This window comes from Burkholderia sp. JPY481, assembly GCF_038900515.1.
Taxonomy (GTDB): Bacteria; Pseudomonadota; Gammaproteobacteria; order Burkholderiales; family Burkholderiaceae; genus Paraburkholderia; species Paraburkholderia youngii.
The window spans coordinates 75,566-101,114 of sequence record NZ_JAYMRT010000012.1; the positions used below are offsets into that span (position 1 = coordinate 75,566).

The window sequence follows — 25,549 nt, forward strand, 5'->3', positions numbered from 1 at the left end:
CCGCGCGAAAGCTACATTGAATCAAGCTAAAACGAAGGAGTCGCATCATGGCCGACTTGCGCTGCACGATTGCCGGCATTCAATCGCCGAACCCGTTCTGGCTCGCTTCCGCGCCGCCCACCGACAAGGCCTACAACGTCAACCGCGCGTTCGAGGCGGGTTGGGGCGGCGTGGTCTGGAAGACGCTCGGGCTCGACCCGCACGTCGTGAACGTGAGTTCGCGCTACGGTGCGACCACCTGGCGCGGCCAGCGCATCGCAGGCCTGAACAACATCGAGCTGATCACCGACCGGCCGCTCGACGTGAACCTCAAAGAGATCGCGCAGGTGAAGCGGGACTGGCCCGACCGCGCGCTGATCGTCTCGCTGATGGTGCCGTGCAACGAGCATGACTGGAAGTGGATCCTGCCGCAGGTGGAAGCGACCGGCGCGGACGCGGTGGAACTCAACTTCGGCTGTCCGCACGGCATGAGCGAGCGCGGCATGGGCGCAGCGGTCGGACAGGTGCCCGAGTACATCGAAATGGTCACCCGCTGGGTGAAAGAAGGCACGCGCCTGCCTTGCCTCGTGAAGCTCACGCCGAACGTCACCGACATTCGTCAGGGCGCGCGCGCGGCGATGAAGGGCGGGGCGGACGGCGTCTCGCTGATCAACACGATCAACTCGATCGTAGGCGTCGATCTCGACGTGATGGCGCCGCTGCCCACTGTGGACGGCAAGGGCACGCATGGCGGGTATTGCGGTCCCGCCGCGAAGCCGATTGCGCTGCACATGGTCGCGGAGATTGCGCGCGACCCGCAAACGCATGGCTTGCCGATCTCCGGCATCGGCGGCATTTCCGACTGGCGCGACGCCGCGGAATTCATCGTGCTGGGAGCGGGCAGCGTGCAGGTTTGCACCGCCGCGATGCACTACGGCTTCCGCATCGTCGGCGACATGATCGACGGCCTGTCCAACTGGATGGACGACAAGGGCTACGCCAGCCTCGACACGATTCGCGGCCGCGCCGTGCCGAACGTCACCGACTGGCAATACCTGAACCTCAACTACGACATCAAGGCACGCATCGATCAGGACCGCTGCATCCAGTGTGGGCTCTGCCACATCGCCTGCGAAGACACCTCGCATCAGGCGATCACCGCCATCCGCGATGGCCAGCGCCACTTCGAGGTGGTCGATGCGAACTGCGTCGGGTGCAATCTATGCATGCATGTTTGCCCGGTCGATCAATGCATCACGATGGAGCGCGTCGATTCGGGCGAGCGCTACGAGAACTGGACCACGCACCCGAACAACCCGGCGCGTGTCGCCGACCCGAAAGCCGCCTGACACGTTGAAGCCGGACCGAGCCGAACCCACGACAAGCGACGGAGAACCCACTTCATGAGCCAGCCCTTAGCCGTCGACGCCACTGCGCGCCGCGCCGAAAGCGATCTATACAACGATGACCTCGCGCCCACCGGCGTCGCGCAGCGCACATGGCGCTGGTATCACTTCGCGGCACTATGGGTGGGCATGGTGATGAACATCGCCTCGTACATGCTCGCCGCCGGCCTCACCGAGCAGGGCATGTCGCCCTGGCAGGCGGTGCTCACCGTGCTGCTCGGCAATCTGATCGTGCTCGTGCCGATGCTGCTGATCGGTCATGCGGGTACCAAGTACGGCATTCCTTATGCGGTGCTGGTGCGAGCATCGTTCGGCACCCAGGGCGCGAAGCTGCCCGCCATGCTGCGCGCCATCGTGGCGTGCGGCTGGTACGGCATTCAATCATGGCTGGGCGGCAGCGCCATCTATACGCTCGCCAACATCCTCACGCACAACGCGCTGGTGGGCAACGCAATGCCGTTTCTTGGCATTTCGATCGGGCAGGCCAGTTGCTTTCTCATCTTCTGGGTGCTGCAGCTGTACTTCATCCTGCACGGCACCGATTCGATCCGCTGGCTCGAAAGCTGGTCCGCGCCCATCAAGGTGGTGATGTGCGCAGTGCTCGTGTGGTGGGCCTGTTCGAGGGCAGGCGGAGTGGGCTCGATGCTGTCGCAATCGTCGCAGTTCGTTGCCGGCGGCAAGAAGGCGGGCCTGTTCTGGGCGACGTTCTGGCCGAGCCTCACGGCCATGGTGGGTTTCTGGGCCACGCTCGCGCTCAACATTCCCGACTTCACGCGCTTCGCAAAAACGCAAAAGGACCAGTTCGTGGGCCAGGCGATCGGCCTGCCCATTCCGATGGCATTGCTCTCGGTGGTCTCCGTGGTCGTGACGTCGGCAACGGTCGTGATTTACGGCAGGGCGATCTGGGACCCGATCGACCTCACGAGTCGCATGGAGGGCGTCGGCGTGGGCATCGCGCTCGTGATCCTCACGCTCGACACGATGTGCTGCAATCTTGCCGCGAACCTCGTCGGCCCAGCCTACGATTTTTCGAGCCTGTGGCCCAAGGGCATTTCGTACAAGACGGGCGGGCTCATCACCGCGGCCATCGCCATCGCGATGATGCCGTGGAAGATCCTCGCGACCACGCAGGGCTACATCTTCACTTGGCTGGTCGGCTATTCGGCGCTGCTTGGGCCGGTGGCCGGCATCCTGATGGTCGACTACTTTCTGGTTCGCAGCACACGCCTCGATACGACCCAGCTCTTCGAGGAAAACGGCGAATACGCGTACTCGAACGGCTGGAACCCGGCGGCCGTGATCGCGCTGATCGCCGGGGTGCTGCCGAACCTGCCGGGCTTTCTGAATGTCGCGTTCCCGAATGTGTTTGCCTCGGTGCCCGACGCGTTCAAAAGCATTTATACCTATGCGTGGTTCGTGGGGCTCGCGATTGCGGCGCTCGTCTACGGCGTGATGATGAAAGTCGGCCGGAGCCGGCGCCCGAGCGTGGCGAGCGCGTGAGCGTTTCAAGCGTCAATGTTCAACTGAAGGAGACTTGGCATCATGGCGATCCTGATTCGAGGCGGCACCGTCGTCAATGCAGACAAGAGTTGGCGTGCGGACGTGCTCTGCGAAAACGGCGTTATCCAGAGCGTCGGTGAAAACCTCGACGCGCCCGCGGGCGCGACCGTGGTCGACGCCGGCGGTCAATATGTGATGCCTGGCGGCATCGATCCGCACACGCATATGGAACTGCCCTTCATGGGCACGACCGCCAGCGACGACTTCTACACGGGCACGGCGGCGGGGCTTGCGGGCGGCACGACATCCATCATCGACTTCGTGATTCCCAACCCGAAGCAGGCGCTGATGGATGCCTTTCGCGAGTGGCGCGGCTGGGCCGAAAAAGCCGCTGCCGACTATGGCTTTCACGTGGCGGTGACGTGGTGGGATGAAAGCGTGCATCGCGACATGGGGCTGCTCGTGAACGAGCATGGCGTGTCGAGCTTCAAGCACTTCATGGCCTACAAGAACGCGATCATGGCGGACGACGAGATCCTCGTGAACAGTTTTGCCCGCTCGCTCGAACTGGGCGCGCTGCCCACCGTGCATGCGGAAAACGGCGAGCTCGTATTTCAATTGCAACGTCAGTTGCTGGCGCGCGGCTTCACGGGTCCGGAGGCGCACCCGCTGTCGCGGCCGCCTGAAGTCGAAGGCGAGGCAGCGAATCGCGCGATCCGCATCGCCCAGGTATTGGGTGTGCCGGTGTACATCGTGCATGTGTCGGCGAAAGACGCGCTCGAGGCGATCACGCGCGCGCGCAGCGAAGGTCAGCGCGTATTCGGCGAAGTGCTCGCGGGGCATCTGGTGATCGATCAGGCCGTTTATCGCGACCCGGACTGGACGCGCGCCGCCGCCCACGTGATGAGCCCCCCGTTCCGTACGCAGGAGCATCGCGACGCGCTCTGGCGCGGACTTCAGGGCGGGCTGCTGCACACCACCGCGACTGACCATTGCGTGTTCTGCGCTTCGCAGAAAGCCATGGGCCGCCATGATTTCACGAGGATCCCGAACGGTTGCGGCGGCGTTGAGGATCGCATGGCGGTGTTGTGGGATCAAGGCGTGAACACCGGCCGGCTCACGCCGAACGAGTTCGTGCGCGTCACCTCCACCAATGCCGCGCAAATCTTCAACCTCTACCCGCGCAAGGGCACGGTGGCCGTCGGTGCCGACGCCGATATCGTCGTATGGGATCCCGAGGCCACGCGCACCATCTCGGTCAAAACGCATCATCAGAACGTGGACTTCAACGTGTTCGAGGGCATGACGGTGCGCGGCGTGCCGACCCACACCGTCTCGCAAGGCGAACTCGTCTGGCTGGACGGCGACCTGCGGGCGCGGCGAGGCGCCGGACGTTACCTGAAGCGTCCCGCGAATCCCGGCTATGTGCAGGCGTCGCGCCTCGCGAGGAGCCTGAAAGAGACGCAGCCCGTGCATCGCGAGGGTGACGCACCACAATAAAAGCGGCGACGCCTTGAGGCACAGCAGGGAAGGTCCAGCGCTCGGCGCGGCAGGATTGGTGTAATGCCGGCTCTGGCGCAAATAGCGCGGGGGCGAATCGGTTAAGGTGTCGGGCTGAACGAATTGAGAACCGACGATCAGCAAGCTGATGGGGCTGGACGAACTGTTCGCCGGCCGCCACTTTGACCGCGATGTGATCATTCTGTGTGTTCGCTGGCACCTGCGCTACAAGCTTAGCCTGCGAGATCTGGTCGAAATGATGGCGGAACGGGGCGTGGCTCTGGCGCACACGACGATCCTGCGCTGGGTGCGGCGCTTTGCGCCGGAGTTCGTCAAACGGTGGAACCGCTTTGGCAGGCCCGCTGGCCAGTCGTGGCGTGTCGATGAGACCTACCTGAAGATTCGTGGTAAGTGGGTTTACCTTTATCGAGCGGTTGATCGGGCTGGCCTGACGGTTGACTTCATGCTCCGTGCAAAGCGCGACGTGGAGGCGGCACAAGCCTTTTTCAGGAAGGCGATCAAACATCAAGGCCAGCCACCAAAGACCATCACGCTTGACGGCTATGCGGCCTCGCACGGTTCGCCACGCAGTGTGACGAACATTTCATCGAGGTGCCACGTGCTACGCGGCTTGCGGTGCGCCGCTTTCGGCGCTTAAACGTTCAAATCTAGCGTGCAGCGCGGTCAAGCGTCAACCTGATCGGATACCGGGTGTGTGATTGCGCACGTAGATATCCACCTGGCATCGCGAGCGCCGCTTGCCCTTATGAGCACGCGGCTCATGGCGGCTAGAAGATCCCGTTCGCAGCAAACACCTCCCACCCCCGCAGGGTTCGCCCCTACCGCAAGTGTAGGGGGTTGACCCATCCCGGACGCCTGCACGCATCTGCAGAATTCATCTACGGGTTCAGGTCGACGGTACCCAGTGAGTGCCCCAACGTAGAGCATGACCTCCAGCGCGGTTCGCGCTGGCTGCCCACTGAACGGAGGTCATATGTTCAGCATTCCAATCTGCCGGAACGGTTTTGCAGCGCTGCTGCTGCTATTCGCGTTGCCATCATTTGCGCAGTCGTTCCGCGTGCAATGTCCAACGACGACGACGCTCCATCCGACCGCATTGCCGGCCGGTGCGGGCGAACCGGCCTACACCGGCCCGTCCGAGACGTTGATCAATCATGCTATTACGCCGACGAATAAGATCAACGGCGCTATCAAGTGCCAGCAGATCTCAGGCGGCGATGGATACGCGACGATGGGCGACGGCACGCAAACCTATATGTTCTCGTTCGGCCCGCTGTCCGGTCTTGCCGACATTCGCAACGGACTGCCCGGCACCGAGTTCGCCTCGGTGTTCAACGTCCAGGGCGATGCGAAAACCAATCCGAACTACAACGGCGCGGTCGGCCTCGTGCCCGACCCGGAATCAGTGCCACCCGGTCAGTTGACGGGTCACGTCGACCCGCGGCCGATCATGGACATCGGCGTGATGAACGGCAACATTCCCGCGCCGACCATGGCCATCGACGAGGACGACGAGTTCTTCCTGACACTCACCAACGTCGGGATGATCATGCGCCCCGACCTGTTCGAGCAGCACACGGTGCACTTTCACGGCTATCCGAACGCGTCCGCGTTCTACGACGGGGTGCCGGATGCGTCGGTGGCGATCAACATCGGTGCGAGCTTTACGTACTACTACCTCGCGCCGGATGCCGGCACTTACTTCTGGCACTGCCACATCACGCCGCCTGAGCATTTGCAGATGGGGATGGTCGGGCAGATCTACGTGCGGCCCAGGCAGAACCGCGTCAAGACGGGGACGCTCTACGCCTCGCTGCAGACGCAGCAGACCGATCCGCGCACGGCATGCGGCAGCGACATTCTGTGTTCGACGCCGCTGCCGCCGCAAAACAGCGTGATGCACGTGAATAACAAGAGCGGCACGCCGACGCTTTACGCCTACAACGATGGCGACGGTTCGACTGCTTACGACGTCGAGTATCCGATCCAGATCCACGGCTTTGATCCGAACTTCCACTTCATCGGCATGACGTTCAATCCTGAGCCATTTGTCGACATGAAGGACAAGCATTTCATGTTGAACGGCCGCAGCTATCCGGACACGGTGACGCCGGGGCCGATGCAGACTCCGGTGGCGGACGGAACGAAGCACTATTCGCAACCGCTGCCCGCACTGGTCAACATTCCGGCCGGCGGCCGTGCGCTGCTCAGAATCTCTGACCTCGACGTCACGGAGTTCCAGACGCTCGCTTCGCTGGGTATTCCGATGCACGTGATCGGCATGAATGCGCGGCTGCTGCGCGACCTGGCTGGCAACGACATGACCTACAACACCAACTCGGTCACCCTGGGCGGCGGCGAGTCGGTCGACGTGATTCTCGACGCGAGCGATACGACCAAGTACGCGCCGGGCTCGGTCTATTACCTGTACACGCCGAACCTCGATCACCTGTCCAACGACGCCGAGAACTTCGGCGGGTTAATGACCGAGGTCCATATCTGCCACTCGGTGGACCCGACCACGAAGTCCTGCTCCTAGGAGAAATACCGTGGCTATTTTCGTCAACGCAAGGGGGATCGCCATGCGTGCGTACCCCGCATGCCTGGCGCGATTGGCACGCTACGCGCGATTCGGCGCCGCGTTGCTGGCGGCACTGATTTGCCTGCATGCGCAGGCCGCCGCGCCGGGCATCACCGGAACGACGTTCAATCTGAGCGCCGAGGCGAACCGTATCAGTCAACCGGACGGTTCGAGCATTTACGCGTGGGGTTACGGGTGCCGCACGGCGCCCGCGGGATTCTCGCCAGCGGGCATTGCGGGCGCGAACTGTCCCAGCATGCAGGTTCCGGGGCCGACACTGATCGTCAAACAGGGCGACGTCGTAACGGTCACGCTTACCAACAACCTGCCGGCCGCCGCGGGCAATACCTCGATCCTGTTTCCGGGCTTCCAGGTATGCGCCGCGGCGCTGAATCCGGACGGCACCTGTCCGGCGACGCAGACCGGCGTGCCGGGTGTGCTGACACGCGAGGCGACCCACGGCAATACGGTCACCTACAGCTTCGTGGCTGCGACGCCGGGAACGCATAGCTACTACAGTGGCACGCAAGGCGATCTGCAGATCGAAATGGGCTTGTCCGGCGCGCTGATCGTGTTGCCGACCAGCTCGCCCGGGACCCTCGCGGTGCCGACGGGCTGCCGCGCCGTATCCTCGACGCTGCCCGACGGACAGCCCGATTACCGGAATGCCGCGGCGGCCTACAACCACAGCGCGACCTGCTACGACCGCGAGTATCTGTTCCAGTTTTCCGAAATGGATCCGCGCATTCACTCGCAGGCGGAACAGCAGGCGGCCAAAGCGTGCACCCAGTCCACCGGTTGTATGACCGTCGAAACCGAGCCCTATCACCCGGCCTATTTCCTGATCAACGGGCGCTCCATGCCTGATGACATGGACCCGAACTACGCGCCGCAATATCCGAATCAGCCGTACAACGGCAATCCGCACATGCATCCCGGCGAACTGGTGCTGCTGCGGGTGATCGGCACGGGGCGCTGGCAGCATCCGTTCCACGAACACGGCAATCACGTGCGCGTGCTGGCGCGCGACGGCAACCTGCTGCTCAGCAAGACGGATGCGACCAAGCTCGCCGGCCCCTTGCTGTTCACGACCACGACCACGCCGGGCCTCGCGATGGACGGCATCTTCTACTGGACCGGCAAAGGCCTGAATTGGGACGTGTACGGACACAAGCCGGGCGATGGCAGCGTCTGCATTCCGGATGCGAACGGCTACTACACCGCTGACCCGAAAGCGCCGAATTACTACGAGTGGTGCGCCGATCACAACAAGGCGCTGGAAGCTCATCCATTTGGCAACGTGGGCAGCGGCGGTCCGGTCACCTTGCCGGATGCGCGTGTGCTGACCAACGGCGCCTGGTTCGGTGGCAGTCCCTATCTCGGGCCCGACGCCACGGCACGAGCGACCGCTTACAACGGAACGACGCCGCCCAGCGGCACGGTTGCTAACTCACCGTCTGCGGAAGCCGGCTTCGCCTACATGTGGCACTCACACAATGAACGCGAGATCACCACGAACAACATTTTCCCTGGCGGAATGATGATGATGATGCTCGTGGATCCACAAGCTTTCACGATCAACGAAGGCAATTAGAGGCGGGGAGAAACGCGATGAGATCCACCCATTTCAAAGGGACGCTCCTCGGTCTGATCAAGGCGGGCGTCGCCGCAACGATTGTGCTCACGGCGAGCGGCATGGCCTGCGCCCAAAGCGTCAGTCTGACGGCGCAGGCCTCGACGATTGCGCTTCCCGACGGACAGGTCGTGCCGATGTGGGGTTACGCCTGTTCAGCGGCGGCGACGGCGCCCGCCACATGCGCGGCGTCGAATGCGGGCGCGGGCGCAAACTGGTCGCCTGTCGTGATCACGGTGCCGCCCGGCTCGCTGACCATCAATCTCACGAACAGTCTGCCGGGGTCGATACCGACTTCGCTTGTCGTGGTCGGCCAACTCGGTGTCGGCCAAGGCACGACGGCGACGAGCACGGCAAGCCCGGTGCATGCGACGCAAACCGCGACCACCTGGCCGATCGCCAGCAGCGCGAGCGGCGCGAGTTTCACGCCGCCCGCCCAGCCGCCGCGTGTGCAGTCGTTCGCCAACGAAGTGACGCATGGAAAGACGACCTCCCTGACCTGGAACAATCTCAGCCCCGGCACTTACCTGATCGAGTCGGGCACGCATCCGTCCATTCAAGGGCCGATGGGCCTGTACGGCGTACTGGTGGTCAGAACGCCGGCCAATGGCTCGACGCGCGCGCTGGCCTATCCCGGCGTCAGCTATGACGCGGACGTGCCGCTCGTGCTAAGCGAAATCGATCCGGTGCAGAACGCCGCCGTGGCATCGGCGGTGACGACGTCCGGCTTCAGCGAAACCACAGTCTGGTCCGGTCAGCCGAACGGTTGCGGCAATCCGTCGTCGTCGACGTATGGCACCTGCTATCCGCCGGCGGTGAACTACGACCCGCGCTATTACCTGATCAACGGCATCGCGTTCGACCGCAACAACGCGGCCGGTTCGACCTTTGCGGCTGCAGCGCCGGCCTCGACGGGGCTCGTGCTGCTGCGCTTCGTCAATGCCGGGCTGCGCATGCACGTGCCGTCCGTGGTGGGCGCGCAAACCGGCAACCCGGCGATGTCCGGCTTGTCGCTGCTGGCGGAAGACGGCAACGTTTTGCCGGGCAATCTGCGGGTTCAGTCGGAGGTGTTCCTCGCTGCCGGCAAAACCTATGACGTGCTGATGAATGCGCCTGCAACGGGCGCACTCGCGTTGCCTGTGTTCGATCGCGAGTTGAGCCTGTCCACCAATAATCAACGCGATGGGGGCATGCAGGGGTATATCAGCGTGAACGGTGGCGCAACGCCGGTGTCGACGGCTGCCAACACCGGCGCCGTGGCCAACCCCGACAAGTATTTCCTCGTGCCCGGCAACACCCTGAGCGTGGCCGATCCCGCACGCGGCGTGATCGCCAACGATGTGGGCGTCTCCGGCGTGCAGGTCAAGACCCCGCCGACAGGCGGCGTGCTCACGCTGAATCAGAACGGCACCTTCACGTATGTGCCGAACAGCGGCACGACGTCGGACAGCTTCGTCTATCAGGCGAACGGCAATCCCGCGCTGACAGCGCTAGTGACACTGGCGCCCTGCACGGCAAGTTCTCATTGCCTGTCCGGCGCACCCGTTGCTCAGGCCGACTCGTACACCAGCAATATCGCTTCGCTCCTGCACATCGGCGCACCGGGCGTGCTCGCCAACGACACTGACCCGTCTGGCCTGCCGCTCACCGCGACCTTGTCGGGTGCGGTAACGGGCGGCACCGTCACGCTGAACGCCGATGGTTCGTTCAACGCCGTACCGTCGGTGCCGCCGAAGGGCAGCTCGACAGCCACGGTCACGTTCCACTACAAGGCGGTCAATTCGCAGAACACGGCTAGCGCACCCGCAACGGTCACCGTGAAGTTCAACGGCGGCAGCGGACTCGCCGTGGCGGTTAAGGACGCGCCGACCGGCACGTTGATCAAGGACTATCGCTGGATCATCGAGGAGGACCGCACGTTCCAGATCGACCCCGCCTGCCAGGTGAACGGCGCCGGGCGTCCGGCTACCTGTCCGCCGTTGCCGGTGCCGAGTCTCGGCACCAGTTTCCATACCAGCTACATGCCGGTGATCGCGTCGGGCTGCGTGGGAACCGTATCGTGCGAGTCCGGGCAGACGGTGCTCGATCCGTCCAGCAACTCGCATCTGCCGGCCGTGTGCGACGTCGGCAACGGAGTATGCCGCACGGACGCGGCGCAACAGACTCCGGTCGATCCGGCGCAAGTCGCGCTCGATCCAACCAGGCATTACTACATTTCGATCCTGCCGGGCGACGCGGGCAACACGTTCTCGCAAGGCTCCGGCACGCCGCAACCGGGGCCGAACGGTACGCAACGGCAATTCGACATCTCGAAGGACTGCCCGTCCGGTCCGGGCGGCGCGGACTTCGCGCCCGGTACCGGCAAATGCGGTCACGCAATGGGCGGCGCGCCGATCGCAGCTGCGCAAACGGCAGTGAACGTGCTGTTGCAACAGACCCCGCTGCAGACCGCGAAAATCTCGGTGTTCGTGTTTGAAGATGACGCGCCGGTCAACGGCGAAGTGGACGTGAGCGGCGGTACGGACGCATTCGGCACGGCGCGCGAACCGGGCCTCGGCGGCTTCGAAATCAAACTCTTCGACGACGCGGGCGGCACGGGCGACCCGACCGGGCAGATGAGCTACGACATGTTCAACATGCCGCTGTCCAACTCGCTGGCCGGAATGAAGGACCCGGCCACCGGTCTCGACGCTTGCCCGATCTCGAAGACGACACATGACGGCATCGTCGGCATGATCCCGACATGCCCGAAATTCGAGTCCGACGGCAAGACACTGTCGCCGCTGGTGGGCCAGGCGATCATCGCCAATCTGATGCCGGGGCGCTATGGTGTGCAAGCGTACCCTGCGGCCGACCGTATCGGACGCGGTGAAGAGTGGCTGCAGACCAACACGCTCGACGGCCAGAAAGCTCACGATGCGTTCATCAAAGTCGGCGGCCCGGCGTACTTCCAGGAATTCGGGCCAGCGGGTTTTCACGTGACGATCGGCTTTGCAAATCCGAAGATCATCAATGCGCGACTGCCTGCTCTTTGCAAAGGCGTGACCTGCAACAACGGCATCAAAGGCCGGATTACCAACCTGCACTACAGCCGGCCGCCTAATGAAAACCTCTATGGCGCCGGCTCGCGCGACTCGCTCAGCTTCACGCAGTGTTATGTGAGCGTCGGCGATCCGGACGGCGAGGATGTTGCGTTCACCAAGTGCGCGGCCGACGGCTCGTTCAGCGTGAGCGGCTTGCCCGACGGCACGTACAGAATCACGGTGTTCGATCAGTGGAACGATCAGATCGTCGACGGGCTGGCGACGGCCGCAGCGGTGAAGGGCGGACAGACGGCGAACGTCGGCGAGCTGTCAGTGCTTCAATGGCACACCAATCTGTACACGCGAACCTTCCTCGATACCAATGGCAATGGCGTGTCGGATGCCAGCAAGCCCGGTGTCGCGCTCGTACCCACCACCATCCGGTTCCGCGACGGCAGCTATTCGAACTTCAATACCACCGACCTGAACGGCTATGCGTCGTTCAACGAAGTATTCCCGCTGTTCAACTGGTACATCGCCGAGACCGATACGACGCGCTACAAGCAGACCGGCGTCCATGCGGTCTACGATGCGGGCGGTCCGCCGGATGGCACGCCCGGCGGCGGCACCTCGACCATTGCGGCTCACTACGCCAACACCAAGGAATCCGCGACGTCGCACCTGCCAACCAACCTGCGCTTTCCCGGCTCGGTGTATTGCAACGACGCGGACTGCAACGATCGCTCAGGCACCAATCCATCGACGGGACGGATCGATCCGCCATGGGTGACGACCATGGGCTGGCAAGGCTTCTCCGGTCAGAGCTCGTTCATCGAATTCGGCAAGGCGCCGTTCGGCCCGACCGAAAACGGCGGCATTCACGGCGAAGTAGTCTATGCGTCGACACGGCCGTTCGACGACCCGGCCCAGCTCGTCCACACGAGCTGGACGCCGAACGTGCCGAACGTCACCGTGAACCTCTATCAGGAGAACGTTGCCGCGGACGGCACCCAGAGCCTCGCGCTCGTGGATACGACCAAAACCAGCAGTTGGGACGACTGGGCGCAGGGCTTCCGCTCGGACGGCGTGCCGAACATGAACTGTCCGGGCCAGGAAACCACGGACCCGTTCTTCTTCACGCTGAAAAACTCGAAGCAGTGGCTCGATTCCCAGCAGCGCGCGTTGCCGGCAAACTCGCAATTCAAGTGTTATGACGGCATGCACGCGTTCAACCAGTTGCAGCCCGCGCCGTATGACGGGATGTATCAGTTCCCGAGCGTGACGGGCCGCAACCCGACCACCGGCAAGCCGACCGGCACGAACTGCTCGATCTGCGTGACCAACCCGTCCGGCGACGGCACGAAGATGCTGCCCGCAGGCAAGTACGTGGTCGAAGTCATCGTCCCGCCGGGTTATGAACTCGTGAAGGAGGAGGACAAGAACATCCTGATCGGCGATAACTACATCGCGCCGGTGACGCAACAGTTCGGCAGTCTCGGCAACATCTTCATCCTGCCCGACCAGGCGGCGGTGAATTCGAGCTACAACGCCAACAATGCGCAGAACCCGACCACGGATCTCGGCATGCAGCCTCGCAACGAAGAGGTCACCGGCGTCATTCAACCTGCCTGGCCGTGCGTGGGCGCGCTGCGGATCGTGCCCGACTACATCAGCCTGTTCCCCGGTTCGCAGGAAGTCGCACCGTTCGCGGGCGCGTCCCGGCATCTGTGCGACCGCAAGGAAGTCACGCTGACCAACCAGATGTCGGCGGTCGCGAAGTTCTGGGTGTTCAGCTCCACGCATGTCGCCGCTCACTTCACGGGCTTCATGCTGGATGACTTCTCGTCGGAATTCGACCCGTACTCGCCGCAGTTCGGTGAAAAGTTCGCGGTGCCGAACGTGCCGGTTTCGCTGAAGGACTTTGCCGGCAACGAAGTGTCGCGTGTGTATTCGGATCAGTGGGGCATCTTCAACGGCCTGAACTATTCGACGTGGCAAGTGAATCCGCCGAACCCGACGGGTTACGCGCCGACCATGATGGTGGCCTGCATGAACGATCCCGACATGCCCGATCCGGCGCATCCCGGCCAGACGAAACGCGATCCGCTCTATAACCCGGCGTACAGCCAGTTCTGCTACGAGATTCCGTTCATGCCCGGCCAGACGCAGTACATGGATACCCCGGTCGTGCCGGTCCAGGCGTTCGCGGACGGCTACAACCAGCCCGACTGCGCGTATCCCGACGCGACCCCGGCCGTCTCGACGGTGACCGGCGACTCGAGCGGCGGCGGGGCGGGTCCGTGGGTCAGTGCGGCCGGCCATGCGCTGACGATCAAATCGCTCGGCGACCAGACCGTGGTCAACCATGCCTATACAGGACCGGCCGCGACCACGGCGCCGTATAACCAGAAGTTCGTCACGCGTCACTATGGCTTCGGGGCCGCGCAGGGCACGGGCACCGTGACGATTGGCGGTGTCGTCGCGCCGGTGACCTCGTGGAGCGACACGCAGATCACGGTGACGGTGCCGAACCTGAGCGCGGCGCAATCGAGCTGCACGATCCAGCAGCGTGGCGTCAACACGACGACGCGTTGCGGTGAACTGTCGATTACGGCCGGCAACGGCAAGAAGTCGATCGATACCGTCACGGTCACGATCGGCGGCAAGGCGCCGACGTATGTGGCTGGCGAGAACGGCACGAGCAACGCCATTCAGAAGGCCATCGATAGTGCAACCCCGGGTGACATGATCATCGTCGGACCCGGCGTCTACAACGAGATGCTGTTGATGTGGAAGCCGGTTCGTCTGCAAGGCGTCGGCGCGAGTTCCGTGACGGTCAACGCGAATCCCCACCCGTCCGGCAAGATGGACCCGTGGCGCAGACAGGTCGACTGCCTGTTCGGCGTGGCGCTAAACGGTGGGCTGATCAGCTCCGGCAACCCGTACGACCCGACCGGAAAGTACTCGTGCAGCACCGCGATGCAACGAAAAGTGGATGCGATTCCGCTGGAACCGACGATAGGCTGGGACAACACGCTCAACGGCAACCTCGGCGAACTGCTGATCGAACCCACGCTGATGGGTGCCTACGAAGGCGCCGCCATCACGGTGCTCGCCAAGGGCGTGCGCGACGTGAACAACGCGGCAGATCCGAACTGCACGGCCAACGGCATCTGCACGCCGCTCACCAGCAGCAACACGGATTGCACTCAGTACCCCAGCAACTTCCTGTGCAATCCGTCGCGGGTGGACGGCATGACCTTCACGAATAGCTCGCAAGGCGGGGGCGGGATCTTCCTGCACGGCTGGAACCACTACACGGAGGTGTCGAACAACCGCGTGTCGAGCAACGCCGGAACGCTCACGGGCGGCATCACGATCGGCCAGGTCGAAGTGCCGGACGGCACGATCGCGGCGAACGGCATCACGCAGTTGCCGTTCGCGTACAACACCCATGTGAACGTGCACCACAACGCGGTGACCGCGAACGCATCGTATGGCGATGAAATCAACTCGACGACGCCTTCGTCCGCAGCCGGTGTGACGTTCTGCTCGGGCGCCGACAACTATCACTTCAACTACAACTGGGTGTGCGGCAATATCAGCAGCGGCGACGGCGGCGGCATCGCTCACTTCGGCTTCAGCTACAACGGCGACATCTCGCACAACTGGGTGATCTTCAACCAGAGCAACAACCCGACGTTGCCCACGTACGGCGGCGGCATCATCGCCCAGGGCGTGCCGCCGGACGGCACCTTCTGTGAAAACTCGACGGTCGACATCGACTGCGCGCCGCAGCTTTCCGACGGCGTCGGCCCGGGCCTCGTGATCGATGGCAACCTGATTGTCGGCAATACCGCGGAAAGCGGTAAAGGCGGCGGTCTGCGCTTGCAGAACATCAACGGCACGGACGTGCAGCGCAGTCCGAACAACCGCAACGCGTGGCACGACGTTAGCGTGATCAACAACATCATCGCGAACAACGTGGCGGGCTGGTCGGGTGGTGGCGTGTCGCTGCAGGACGCGGTGCGGGTGAGCTTCGTCAATAACACGGTGATCTCGAACGATTCGACTTCGTCGGCCGGCGTGCTGTTCAACACGGCGCTGGCTGCACAGGCGAACGTCGGGCCGCCGAACTGCACGACGGTGGGCGCCGAAACGACCTGCAGCCCGATCACGACATCCACGTTCCAACCGTCGGGTCTCGAGGTCGCGCGGCATACGTCGAACTTCATCAGTGCGTTCACGAGCCCGAACGTGGTGTGTCCTGGCAACCTGCCGAACTGCACGAGGTTCTCCAACCCGGTGCTGACGAACAACGTGTTCTGGCAAAACCGCTCGTTCTATATCACCGTGGCTGGACTCAATCCGAACATTCCGGGCCTGCAGAACACGGTCGCACTGAACCCGACGCTGAACCAGTCGGGCCAGAAGACCGGGTATTGCGATCCGCATGCGATGTATTGGGACATCGGCGCGTATGGCGATGTGAAGCCCTCGACTCACGAGTCGGGGGTGACGCTGGCCCCGCAGTATTCGATCCTGACCGATGCCGGCGATTACCCGAACGCGCACAACAGCGGTGCGAATCCGAACGTGGTCAGCCAGTACTGCAACGGTTCGCGTGTGCCGCCTGAAGGTGGCGGTAACGGCTTTGCGGTGCCTCCGGGGATTGCCGACACGGTGCTGCCGAATCCGCTCTTCAGCCTGCTGCCCTCGGCCACGCCGGATGAAGGCAACAACTGGATCAACATGTCGTACGGGCCGCTGTCGCTGTTCAACGCGACGATCCCGTCGGGCACCGCCGGCTACGGCGTGCCGCTCGGCAACTATGCGATCCAGTCGAATTCGCCGGCGGTCAACGCAGCCACGCCGGTTGGTGCGCCGAACCACGACTTCTTCGGCACGGCCCGCCCGCAAAACGGGGGGGTCGATATCGGCGCGGTCGAGTTGCCGCGCACGGGTGGACTTGCCGGTCTCGCTGGGCTGGTGACAGGAAGCAATCTGTCGTTCGGTCCCGCAGGGCTCGACCAGTTGCTGAACGTCATCAACGACGCGACTCAGGTGCAAAGTACCCTGACGGGAGCCTTGCCATGAAACACCCATTGTCGTCGGCGTGGCGCAGAGCATCGCTGCTATCGGGAGTTTGTCTGGCCGCGACCATGCTGGATGCAGCCGCGGCGCAGCAAAACCCGGCGGCCGCGACTTCGGCAGGGGCGTCGCCGTATATGCCGGTGAAAGTGCCGCAGCACGCGCAGCAGCTGTATCAAATGATGCATGGCGTCGACAACCTGAGCGTGCGGCGCACCGCCTCCGGCAATCTGCTGCGCTTCAGCTATCGGGTCACCGACCCGGCGGTCGCGCAGTTGCTCGGCGACAAGAACTCGACGCCGTATCTGTATGGCGAGAGAAGTCATGCATTGCTCGAAGTGCCGGTGATGGACACGATCGGCCAGCTTCGCCAGACCGGTCCGCAGGAGGTCGGCCAGCAATACTGGGTGGTGTTCTCCAACAAAGGCAACCTGATCAGGGCAGGCGATCGCGTCAACGTGCTGATCGGCACGTTTCATATCGATGGACTGGTGGTCGAATGATCGCGTCAGCGATCCGCGAAGAAAGGGAGGGGTGAGCCATGAAGCGGTTGTTTTCGATGACGGTCCCGATGGCGGCCTTGCTGGCCGCGGCCCTGATGCCGGCCGCGGCGTCGGCGGCCGACCTGAGCGCGGCGCAGATCGTGGAGCGCAACGTCGCTGCGCGCGGCGGTCTGAAGGCGTGGCACGCCGTCAACACGATAACGATGACAGGACAGATCGACGTGGGCGGCACCAAACCAGTCAAGCTGCCGTTCACGATGACGATGAAGCGGCCGCACAAGAGCCGCTTTGAACTTCGTTTCGACAATCAGACCGCGTATCAGGTCTACGACGGTTCGCAAGGCTGGAAAGTCCGGCCGTTCCTCGGACGAAATGACGCCGAGCCTTATACGTCCGCCGAGGCGAAATCGGCCGCGAACACCGCCGATCTCGACGGCCCGCTGATCGACTACGCGAGCAAGGGCAGCCAGGTCGCGGTGCAGGGCATGGATACCGTGGAGGGCCACCGCGCCTACAGGCTCATGCTGACGACGAAAGATCACACCGAGCGTCATGTGTGGATCGACGCGACGAACTTTCTCGAGCTGAAAATGGATGGCGACCCGCGCAAGCTTGACGGGCGCATGCACAACGTCGCCGTCTACTTCCGCGATTACCACGCGGAAAACGGCCTGGTCGTGCCGCATACGCTCGAGACAATAGTCGCGGGCGTGAAGCAGACCCATCAGATGACGATTCAGCACGTGACGGTGAATCAGGCCGCCGACGATTCGCTGTTCGCCAAGCCGCAACTCGTCATGGTCAAGGTGCCGGCTCGCTAGCGACGGCAGCACACCGGGAGAAGGTCATGAAACGGATTTCTTGGTGGTGGTTGCTGGTGGCGATCGCCGCCGCGTTCGCGCTGGAGCAGATGCCGGCCGCGAGGTCGGACGACAGCCTTGGCACGGAGGAAATCGTCGCGAGGAACGCCGAGGCTCGCGGCGGCGCGGATGCCTGGCGCAAGGTCATGTCGATGGAGTGGGTCGGGCACGTGGACAGTCCGAATGCACCCGCGTCGAATCTGCCATTCATGCTCACGTTGAAACGTCCCGACCTTACTCGCTTCGAGGTCACGGCGGCCAATCAGATGATCGTGCACGTATTCGACGGCAAGGAAGGCTGGAAAGTGCGCCCGTCGGGAAGCGGCGGTCCGGATGTGCGCCCCTATACGAGCGATGAAGTGAAGTTCGCGCGCGACGCGCAGGTCATCGACGGCCCGTTGCTCGATCACGCCGCGAAGGGCATCGACGTCGCACTCGAAGGCACCGACAAGGTCGAAGGACGCGATACCTATCGTCTGTCGCTGCGCTTGCCCTCCGGTGCGACGCGCCACGTGTGGGTCGACGCGCAGAATTTCCTCGATGTGAAGTCCGACCGCGAGGCGCGCGGTCCTTCGGGCCAGCCCGCGATCGTCGAGGTGATGTATCGCGACTTCAGGGACGTGGATGGCGTGCGGATTCCGTTCGTCATCGAAAGCGGCCCGATCGGGACGGATAGGAAAGACCGGCTGGTGATCGACAAGGTCACGCTCAATCCGCCCCTCGACAGATTGACGTTCGCCAAACCTGTTTGGCAGGGGCGGCACGCTTCCGTCACGATCGGCGCCGACACCTCGCCGGCGAGCGGCTCGCCGGTCCGGCCGGTTCCTTAGTCATGCGCCGCGCCGGGTTCTTTGGGGTAGCGGCCGCGCTTGCCGCGCTGCTGCTGGCCGGCGTGCAACTAGCGCGCGGCGCGCCTCCCATCGATGCCGGCGAGTCGATCTACCAGCGCGGCATTGCCGGCTCCGGGGAAGCGGTTCAAGCGAGCCACGATGGCGGCGTGCGCATGCAAGGCGCCGCCGTCGCATGCATGAATTGCCACCGGCGCAGCGGGCTCGGCGCGCGCGAAGGCAACAACACCATTCCGCCGATCAGCGGGCAGTATCTGTTCCACCCGCGGGTTCAGAATCCCGAGGAGCTGGAGATGCCCTACGTCGACGGCATGCGGGCCAATCGCGAGCCGTACACGGACGCGACGATCGCCCGTGCGATCCGCGAAGGCGTCGACTCCGAGGGCAAGCCACTCAGCAATCTGATGCCGCAGTTCGCGCTGAACGACGCGGACATGGCGGCGTTGATCGGCTATCTGAAGCGGCTCGACCGGCGCAGGGCGCCGGGCGTCACGGATACCGTGCTGCACTTCGCGACGATCATCACACCGGACGCGGATCCGGTGAAACGGCGCGGCATGCTCGACGTGCTGGAACATTATTTCGCCGACAAGAACGCTTCGCCGCTCGGTGCAACGCCGCCGCTGCGCACCTCGCGCAAGATGATGTTCATGGTCAACCGGCGCTGGGAGTTGCATGTGTGGGAACTGCACGGCCCACCCGAGACCTGGCACGAGCAGTTGAAAGCGTATCTGACGCAGCAACCCGTATTTGCGGTGTTGTCGGGAATCGGCGGCAAGAACTGGGCGCCCGTTCACGACTTCTGCGAGCAGGAAGCGGTGCCGTGCCTCTTTCCCAACGTCGACGTGCCAGTCGAGACCGACCAGGACTTTTACTCGATGTATTTCTCGAAGGGCGTTCTGCTCGAGGCCGGGCTGATCGCGAAGCGTATTCTCGACGCGAATAGCGGCTCACCGGCTGGCATGGTGAAGACCGTACGCCAGGTGTATCGCGCGGGCGACAGCGGCGAGGCGGCGGCGCTTGCGCTCGCGAGCGCACTGAAGGACCACGGCGTGAGCGTATCGAGCCACAGGCTCGCGCCGGGCGATAGCGTTGCCGAAGCGCTTCGCGGTGCGCGTGGAACAGATGCGCTGGTGCTGTGGCTGCGGCCACCTGATATCGCGGCGGTCGCAGGCAAGCCGCCCGCTTCGACTCAGGTCTTTGTGTCGGGACTGATGGGTGGCCTGGACCGCATACCCTTGCCGCAAAGGTGGCGCGACGCCGCGCGTATCGCCTATCCGGTCGACCTGCCCGAGGGACGGCGCGTGCGTGTCGATTACGCGTTCGGCTGGTTCGCGATCAGGCATATTCAGGTCGTCGACGAGCGCGTTCAGGCGGATACCTATCTCGCGTGCGGGCTGCTCGCCGAGACCCTCAGTCACATGGCCGATGCGTTCGTCAGAGACTACCTGGTAGAACGCGTCGATGACATGCTCGACCATCGGATCCTGACGGGCTACTATCCGCGCCTGACGCTCGCGCCGGGTCAGCGCTTTGCCTCGAAGGGCGGTTATCTCGTTCGCTTTGCGCAACCCGAGAACACGCGTGTCGTTGCCGATGGCGCGTGGATCGTGCCCTAGCAGCCGGGCAGGGCGGCATGACAGCGCCGCCGGCGCGCATCAGCCGCTGACCGTCAGCAGACGCCGGTAGCGGTCCAGCACGCGCGGCACGTACTGACGCGTCTCGGGGATCGAAGGGATGCGATAGCCGGCCTTGATCACGGCGTTCTCGCCCGCGTTGTACGCGGCCAGCGCAAGTTCCATGTCGTCCTGGAAGAGATCGAGCAGGAAGCGTAGATAGCGCGCGCCTGCCAGCACGTTGTCGCGCGGATTGAACATGTTGCCGCCCGAAAAGCGCCGCGCGGTGTCGGGCATCAACTGCATGAGACCTTGGGCACCTTTGTCCGATACCGCATTCGGGTTGTAGCGCGACTCGACGTCGATCACCGCGCGCAGCAGTTCGGGCGCCACGCGAAAGGTGCGGCTTGCTTCTTCGATCACGGCGCTGAATGTGCTGTTTGTACGTTTCGCACTTCGCTCGGGCGGCGGGTCCCCCGCGACGATCACGCGCAGTCCCGCCGTGCCCGGTGTATTGGTCAGGACGATCGCACCTTGGCTGTCGACCGCGCCAAAGATGTCCGCATGCGCGAGCCCAGTTGATGTCATGCCGAGGGTCATCGTGACCGCCCGAAGCGTACTCGCCGACAGCAAAAAAGAGCGCTTGCGCATGTTCGACATCCCTCCGCGTCGTCATTGTGAGTCGCGCAAAAGGACCTGAGCAATGGGGCACCCTCCTACTTTTGGAGGTGCGCCGAGGAGGGTATTTACTGATTTGCAGGAATGTTACATCTGTAACGAATCGTGAGATCCGTCAGGCTTGGCTATTGTTTGTCATTCGCCTCAAGGAAGGAAAATAGTTCCGATGGGGGCGGATGGCGTAGTTTGTACTACCTCGCATTCGCGAAACACAGGAAGGACGCACTTTATTCCTATTTTTACCAAAATCAGTTTTTCCGTCGAACGTATCTGTTTTGAAACGTTTTTCGCCAACTTAGTTAATCAAACTAAAGGTTGCGTCGTGCTTCCCGACTCTGGAAAAGGTCCTGAGCCAGATGGCGCGAACCTTGCACAGCAAGGCCGCGCGGGCAATCGGATGTGGTCAAAAAATATGTTAAGTCAAAGTAAGGATAGGTTAATTTATTGGAAAGAAATATCCAAGGAATCAGAAAGAAATATTTGAAAGAAGAAAATCGTCCTGCCACAGGCGCTTACGGTTGATGAATCAACCGTCCATGCTCTAACGAGGGAGTGGGGATCGTGAATACCAAATATCGCGTCCTGGTCAGCGAGGATCATGATCTGCTGCGAAAAGGATTGTGCTCGATGCTGTCAGCACAAGGCGAATTTCCTGTTGTCGGAGAGGCGACGGACGGCAAGCAAGCCTGCCAGTTCGCCATGGCGCTCAATCCTGATCTGATCCTGATGGATCTGTCGATGCGCGGCATGAACGGCATCGACGCGAGCGCGGCGATCAAGCGCCGTTCGCCTCACGTGCGTATCCTGGCGCTCACCGTGCATCAAAACGAAGAGTACGTGCGTGAAGCGCTGCGTGCGGGCGTCGACGGTTATGTGCTGAAAGATGTTTCGTTCGACGAACTGATTGTTGCGATGCGCGCGGTGATGCAGGGAAAAAAGCATCTGAGCGCCGATGTGTACGGCTACATGGTCGACTCTTTCATTACCGGCCGCGAAGCAGTGGCGCCGAAGAACGCGTGGGACATTCTCACGGCGCGCGAGCGCAGTGTGCTGAAGCTGATTGCTGAAGGGCGTACCAACCGCCAGGTCGGAGAGTATCTGAACCTCAGCCCGAAGACGATCGAGAAGTATCGGGCGAGCGTGATGCACAAGCTCGCCATCGAGAATCTGACGGAACTCGTGCTGGTCGCGATCAGCATGGGGCTGTTGACTTCGCTCGCGACCAAATGCGCGGAACGCGATTCCGACAAGCCAGTCCAGCCGCCGGTTGCGCATCCGGAGCCGCCAGCGGCACCCGGCGATGTCGAGGAACTGCCAGCGTCGAGGCTCAGTGGACCAGCAGCCGGATGAGGGCAGCGCGCGGGGGTGAGCCGGCGGTGTCCGTCAAAGCGTCCAACTCGCCGATACGAGTGTGCCGATGGCGTCGGAAGAGTGGATCGAGAGAAAGCCACCCTGCGATTCGACACGGTGTTGCATGCCGGCGAGGCCGAGGCCCATCGAACCAATGTCCTCAGGTGACAGGGGGCGCGTATCGTAGCCGGTGCCGTTGTCCTGAACGGTGAGCAGCAGACCGGTGTCGATCCGTTGCAGGGTGAGCCGGATCTCGGTTGCCGCTGCGTGTTTGACGATGTTATTGAGCGCTTCCTGAGCGAGGCGGAAAATGTCCGCCTTCAGGTAGTCGGGCACATCGCGGTCGTCGACGTCGCAGCGGAAGTTCACCGCCAGGCCTTCGGCACTGCGCTCGACGCGCCGGCACAGCGTGCTCAACGCGACGGCGAGACCCAGCCGGTCGAGTGCTAGCGGACGGAGTTCGCCGCATATCTGTCGCATCTCGCCGATCGCCTCGCGGATTTGCAGGACGGTGGCGTCGAGCTTTTGCGCGGCGTCTTCGGCTTGTCCGTGACGCAGGCGCATGCGCGAGTCCTCGACCATCAGCTTGATCAGCGTGAGCGCCTGGCCTAGACCGTCGTGCAGTTCGGCGGCGAGGCGTTGACGCTCGCGTTGCTGACCGATCATCAGATACTTCAGCCGATCGCGGGCCGCCGCTTTGGGGAGATGGACGCCAGGCGCAAGCGAGGCATCGGCTGCAAGGGGTTCCTCGAAGAGCATCAGTTGCGCGGCTTGCCCATCGGGCGGTCTCTGCTGCGCCTCGTCGGACGCGATCGGTTGGCGGTGCAGTAACAGCAAGGTGGGACGGCCATTGCGCAAGGTCAGCATCGTGGTGATCGGAGCAAAGTCGTGAGCGGGATCGACCGATAGCTGGGCGGCGAGCGATGCGCGTTCGCCCTCGGGCGCCATGTCAAGCAGCGAGCGGCCGACGAGTTCGCCGTTCGCGTATCCGAGCAACGCTGCGGCGCTGCGGTTCACCGACAGGAACGCGCCATGCGCCGACAGGATCGCAAGCGCGGCGCCGCGCGCGTCAGTGACGTTGTCCAGTCGCGTTTCGTCGAGTCGCGCCGCGATCCCAAGCTTGCGCATCGCATCGACAAGGTCGCGCAACCTCAGTTGCCGTGCAGCGGGCGGAGGTGCCTGCATGGGATCTCCCCAGCGAGTTTGCTTAAGGAAACCTTAAGCATTGGTTATGAATTGTAGGTCCGCGCACGTCGCTCTGCCAACGGGACAACTACGCACGTCACGCGGGGGACACTCCGCTTTATGCGGGGTGGATGTTACCGCTGGTAGACGTACCCTACCGCGTTTTGGGGGACTTTATCCAATGACGTGCGCGGGCGATTTCATGAGACTGAATTGAACGGCCGGGCGCGTCGCTGTGCTTCTTATCGCGCCATTGCCATTCCATTGTCTCAGGAGACCCCATGAAGACGAACCGCACATGGATGATCCGCGCGCTCGTGCTGACCGGCGCAGGGCTGACAGGCGTCGGCACCGTGGCCGCGACTGCCGAAGACGTCGCCGATGGCGCCGCGATCGAGGTGCAACATCATCAGGCGACGGACATGCAGCCGGCGCCTGCCGGGAAGATGGCCCATGAGATGGCCCACGACACCGCGATGCACATGCATCACCACCATGACATGACCACGGGCACGGTGCGCTCGACTGTGCAATACACACTGCCCGCGGTGACGCTGGTTCGCGACGACGGCAAAGCTGTTTCGCTCCCCGACGAGCTGAACGACGGCCGTCCGGTCATCCTGACGTTCATCTACACGAGTTGCACGACGATATGCCCAATGGTCAGTCAAACCTTCGAGGAATTGCAAGCGAGGCTCGGCGCCGACCGTGACAAGGTTCATCTCGTGTCGATCTCGATCGATCCCGAAGAGGACACGACAGCCCGCCTGAAGGCCTACGCCGCCCGCTTCGATGCCGGCCCCGAGTGGCAGCACTACACCGGCACCGTCGAGGCTAGTATCGCGGCTCAACGCGCGTTCAACGTCTATCGTGGCGACAAGATGAATCACACCGCCGTAGTCTTTTTCCGCGCGGCACCCGGCGAGCCGTGGCTGCGTCTGGACGGTCTCGCAACGCCGGCCGAACTGCTGAGTGCTTACCACGACGTCGTCGCCTCGAACTAGTCATGGCGGGCCGCCAGGAGCGAGCAAAGTGGCGACGACTTATCACGTACTCATCGCCGAGGATCAGCATCTGTTGCGCGGCGGTCTCCGTACGATGGTGTCCTCCCTGCCTGACTACACCGTCGCGGGCGAGGCGACCGACGGTATCAAGGCGTGCAGTCTCGCCTGGGCCATCCGGCCCGATCTGATCCTGATGGATCTCTCGATGCCAGGCATGAGCGGCATCGAGGCCATTACCGTGATCAAGTATCGGATCCCGCAGGTGCGGATCATCGCGCTGACGATCCACAGCAGCGACGAACACGTGCAGGAGGCGTTCGCGGCGGGCGCCGATGGCTACGTGATCAAGGACGCCTCGTTCGAAGAACTCGTCGGCGAAATGCGCCTCGTGATGGAGGGCAAACGCAACCCCGCGTTCGAACAGCATGCCGGGAACGGCGTATCGTGCGATCCGCTGCCAGGCGTTTCGCGCCATGCGCAGCTATGGCACACCTTGACCGCTCGCGAACGCGCGGTGCTGAGGCTTGTCGCGGAAGGCTGCACCAATCGGCAGGTCGGCGAGTATCTGCAACTCAGCCCGAAGACCATCGAAAAGCACCGCGCGAGCCTGATGCGCAAGCTCGACGTGACGAACGTCACCGGCCTCGTGCTGATCGCGCTCGACATGGGTGTGCTGCCGTTGTCGAAACCGGCGCGCGCGCTCGATCGCTTCCTGTGAACGACGCGGGAACTGGAGGGTCTTTACCCATCCCTTTGGTCTGGTCTCCCTAC

Annotated in this window: 16 protein-coding genes and 2 pseudogenes; 15 read left to right on the forward strand and 3 right to left on the reverse strand. The window is 63.2% G+C overall.

The window, feature by feature from the left end; genetic code table 11:
* Window positions 1-47: 47 nt before the first annotated feature.
* The 4 genes and pseudogenes from preA to VSR82_RS25820 all read left to right on the forward strand — a co-directional run.
* On the forward strand, window positions 48-1,328 hold the full coding sequence (gene preA, locus VSR82_RS25805) for an NAD-dependent dihydropyrimidine dehydrogenase subunit PreA (RefSeq protein ID WP_410848424.1): 1,281 nt from the start codon (window positions 48-50) through the stop codon (window positions 1,326-1,328).
* A 54-nt stretch (window positions 1,329-1,382) separates the two neighbouring features.
* The gene (locus tag VSR82_RS25810) at window positions 1,383-2,885 is read left to right on the forward strand and encodes an NCS1 family nucleobase:cation symporter-1 (protein WP_429463492.1); all 1,503 of its coding nucleotides are present in this window, start codon (window positions 1,383-1,385) and stop codon (window positions 2,883-2,885) included.
* 42 nt (window positions 2,886-2,927) lie between these two features.
* The gene (gene hydA / locus VSR82_RS25815) at window positions 2,928-4,385 is read left to right on the forward strand and encodes a dihydropyrimidinase (RefSeq protein ID WP_429463494.1); all 1,458 of its coding nucleotides are present in this window, start codon (window positions 2,928-2,930) and stop codon (window positions 4,383-4,385) included.
* A 148-nt stretch (window positions 4,386-4,533) separates the two neighbouring features.
* Window positions 4,534-4,980: pseudogene (locus tag VSR82_RS25820) on the forward strand (IS6 family transposase); the annotation flags it as partial.
* Here the strand turns inward: VSR82_RS25820 and VSR82_RS25825 are convergent.
* A pseudogene (locus VSR82_RS25825) lies at window positions 4,962-5,033 on the reverse strand (IS6 family transposase); the annotation flags it as partial. The pseudogenes VSR82_RS25820 and VSR82_RS25825 sit on opposite strands and share 19 nt — an antisense overlap.
* Window positions 5,034-5,379: 346 nt before the next feature.
* On the opposite strand from VSR82_RS25825, the gene VSR82_RS25830 reads away from it, so the two are divergent.
* Genes VSR82_RS25830 through VSR82_RS25860 form a run of 7 tightly spaced genes read left to right on the forward strand, consistent with a single transcriptional unit; the run spans window position 5,380 to window position 20,564 of the window.
* The gene (locus VSR82_RS25830) at window positions 5,380-6,945 is read left to right on the forward strand and encodes a multicopper oxidase domain-containing protein (protein WP_368581524.1); all 1,566 of its coding nucleotides are present in this window, start codon (window positions 5,380-5,382) and stop codon (window positions 6,943-6,945) included.
* Between the two features lie 43 nt (window positions 6,946-6,988).
* Window positions 6,989-8,581 carry a multicopper oxidase domain-containing protein gene (locus tag VSR82_RS25835; protein ID WP_368581692.1) on the forward strand — a complete coding sequence of 531 codons (1,593 nt, stop codon included), beginning with the start codon at window positions 6,989-6,991 and terminating at the stop codon, window positions 8,579-8,581.
* Between the two features lie 17 nt (window positions 8,582-8,598).
* A complete protein-coding gene (locus VSR82_RS25840; RefSeq protein ID WP_429463496.1) occupies window positions 8,599-16,740 on the forward strand; it encodes a cadherin-like domain-containing protein in 8,142 nt (2,713 codons plus the stop codon).
* On the forward strand, window positions 16,737-17,237 hold the full coding sequence (locus tag VSR82_RS25845; protein WP_368581526.1) for a hypothetical protein: 501 nt from the start codon (window positions 16,737-16,739) through the stop codon (window positions 17,235-17,237). Before VSR82_RS25840 ends, VSR82_RS25845 begins: the two co-directional genes overlap by 4 nt.
* Window positions 17,238-17,275: 38 nt before the next feature.
* Window positions 17,276-18,058, forward strand: a complete 783-nt coding sequence (locus tag VSR82_RS25850; protein WP_368581527.1) for an outer membrane lipoprotein-sorting protein — start codon at window positions 17,276-17,278, stop codon at window positions 18,056-18,058.
* 26 nt (window positions 18,059-18,084) lie between these two features.
* Window positions 18,085-18,927 (forward strand): hypothetical protein, encoded by an 843-nt coding sequence (locus VSR82_RS25855; RefSeq protein WP_368581528.1) that lies wholly within the window; start codon window positions 18,085-18,087, stop codon window positions 18,925-18,927.
* Window positions 18,928-18,929: 2 nt separating this feature from the next.
* Window positions 18,930-20,564, forward strand: a complete 1,635-nt coding sequence (locus VSR82_RS25860) for a cytochrome c/ABC transporter substrate-binding protein (protein WP_429463499.1) — start codon at window positions 18,930-18,932, stop codon at window positions 20,562-20,564.
* A gap of 39 nt (window positions 20,565-20,603) precedes the next feature.
* Here VSR82_RS25860 and VSR82_RS25865 read toward each other — a convergent pair whose 3' ends face one another.
* The gene (locus VSR82_RS25865; RefSeq protein ID WP_429463501.1) at window positions 20,604-21,212 is read right to left on the reverse strand and encodes a lytic transglycosylase domain-containing protein; all 609 of its coding nucleotides are present in this window, start codon (window positions 21,210-21,212) and stop codon (window positions 20,604-20,606) included.
* 193 nt (window positions 21,213-21,405) lie between these two features.
* On the opposite strand from VSR82_RS25865, the gene VSR82_RS25870 reads away from it, so the two are divergent.
* Together VSR82_RS25870 and VSR82_RS25875 are read left to right on the forward strand one after the other, a co-directional pair.
* Window positions 21,406-21,723: a hypothetical protein gene (locus VSR82_RS25870; RefSeq protein WP_498858212.1), complete on the forward strand. Its 318-nt coding sequence runs from the start codon at window positions 21,406-21,408 to the stop codon at window positions 21,721-21,723.
* Between the two features lie 77 nt (window positions 21,724-21,800).
* Entirely contained in the window at window positions 21,801-22,589 is a 789-nt protein-coding gene (locus VSR82_RS25875; protein ID WP_176108491.1) for a response regulator, read from the forward strand.
* Window positions 22,590-22,622: 33 nt separating this feature from the next.
* On the opposite strand, the gene VSR82_RS25880 is transcribed toward VSR82_RS25875, so the two are convergent.
* On the reverse strand, window positions 22,623-23,774 hold the full coding sequence (locus tag VSR82_RS25880) for a sensor histidine kinase (RefSeq protein ID WP_429463506.1): 1,152 nt from the start codon (window positions 23,772-23,774) through the stop codon (window positions 22,623-22,625).
* 422 nt (window positions 23,775-24,196) lie between these two features.
* Between VSR82_RS25880 and VSR82_RS25885 the strand changes: the two genes are divergently transcribed.
* Together VSR82_RS25885 and VSR82_RS25890 are read left to right on the forward strand one after the other, a co-directional pair.
* Window positions 24,197-24,778: an SCO family protein gene (locus tag VSR82_RS25885; protein ID WP_429463694.1), complete on the forward strand. Its 582-nt coding sequence runs from the start codon at window positions 24,197-24,199 to the stop codon at window positions 24,776-24,778.
* A gap of 28 nt (window positions 24,779-24,806) precedes the next feature.
* Window positions 24,807-25,496, forward strand: a complete 690-nt coding sequence (locus VSR82_RS25890; protein WP_410848433.1) for a response regulator — start codon at window positions 24,807-24,809, stop codon at window positions 25,494-25,496.
* The last annotated feature ends 53 nt before the right edge of the window (window positions 25,497-25,549 follow it).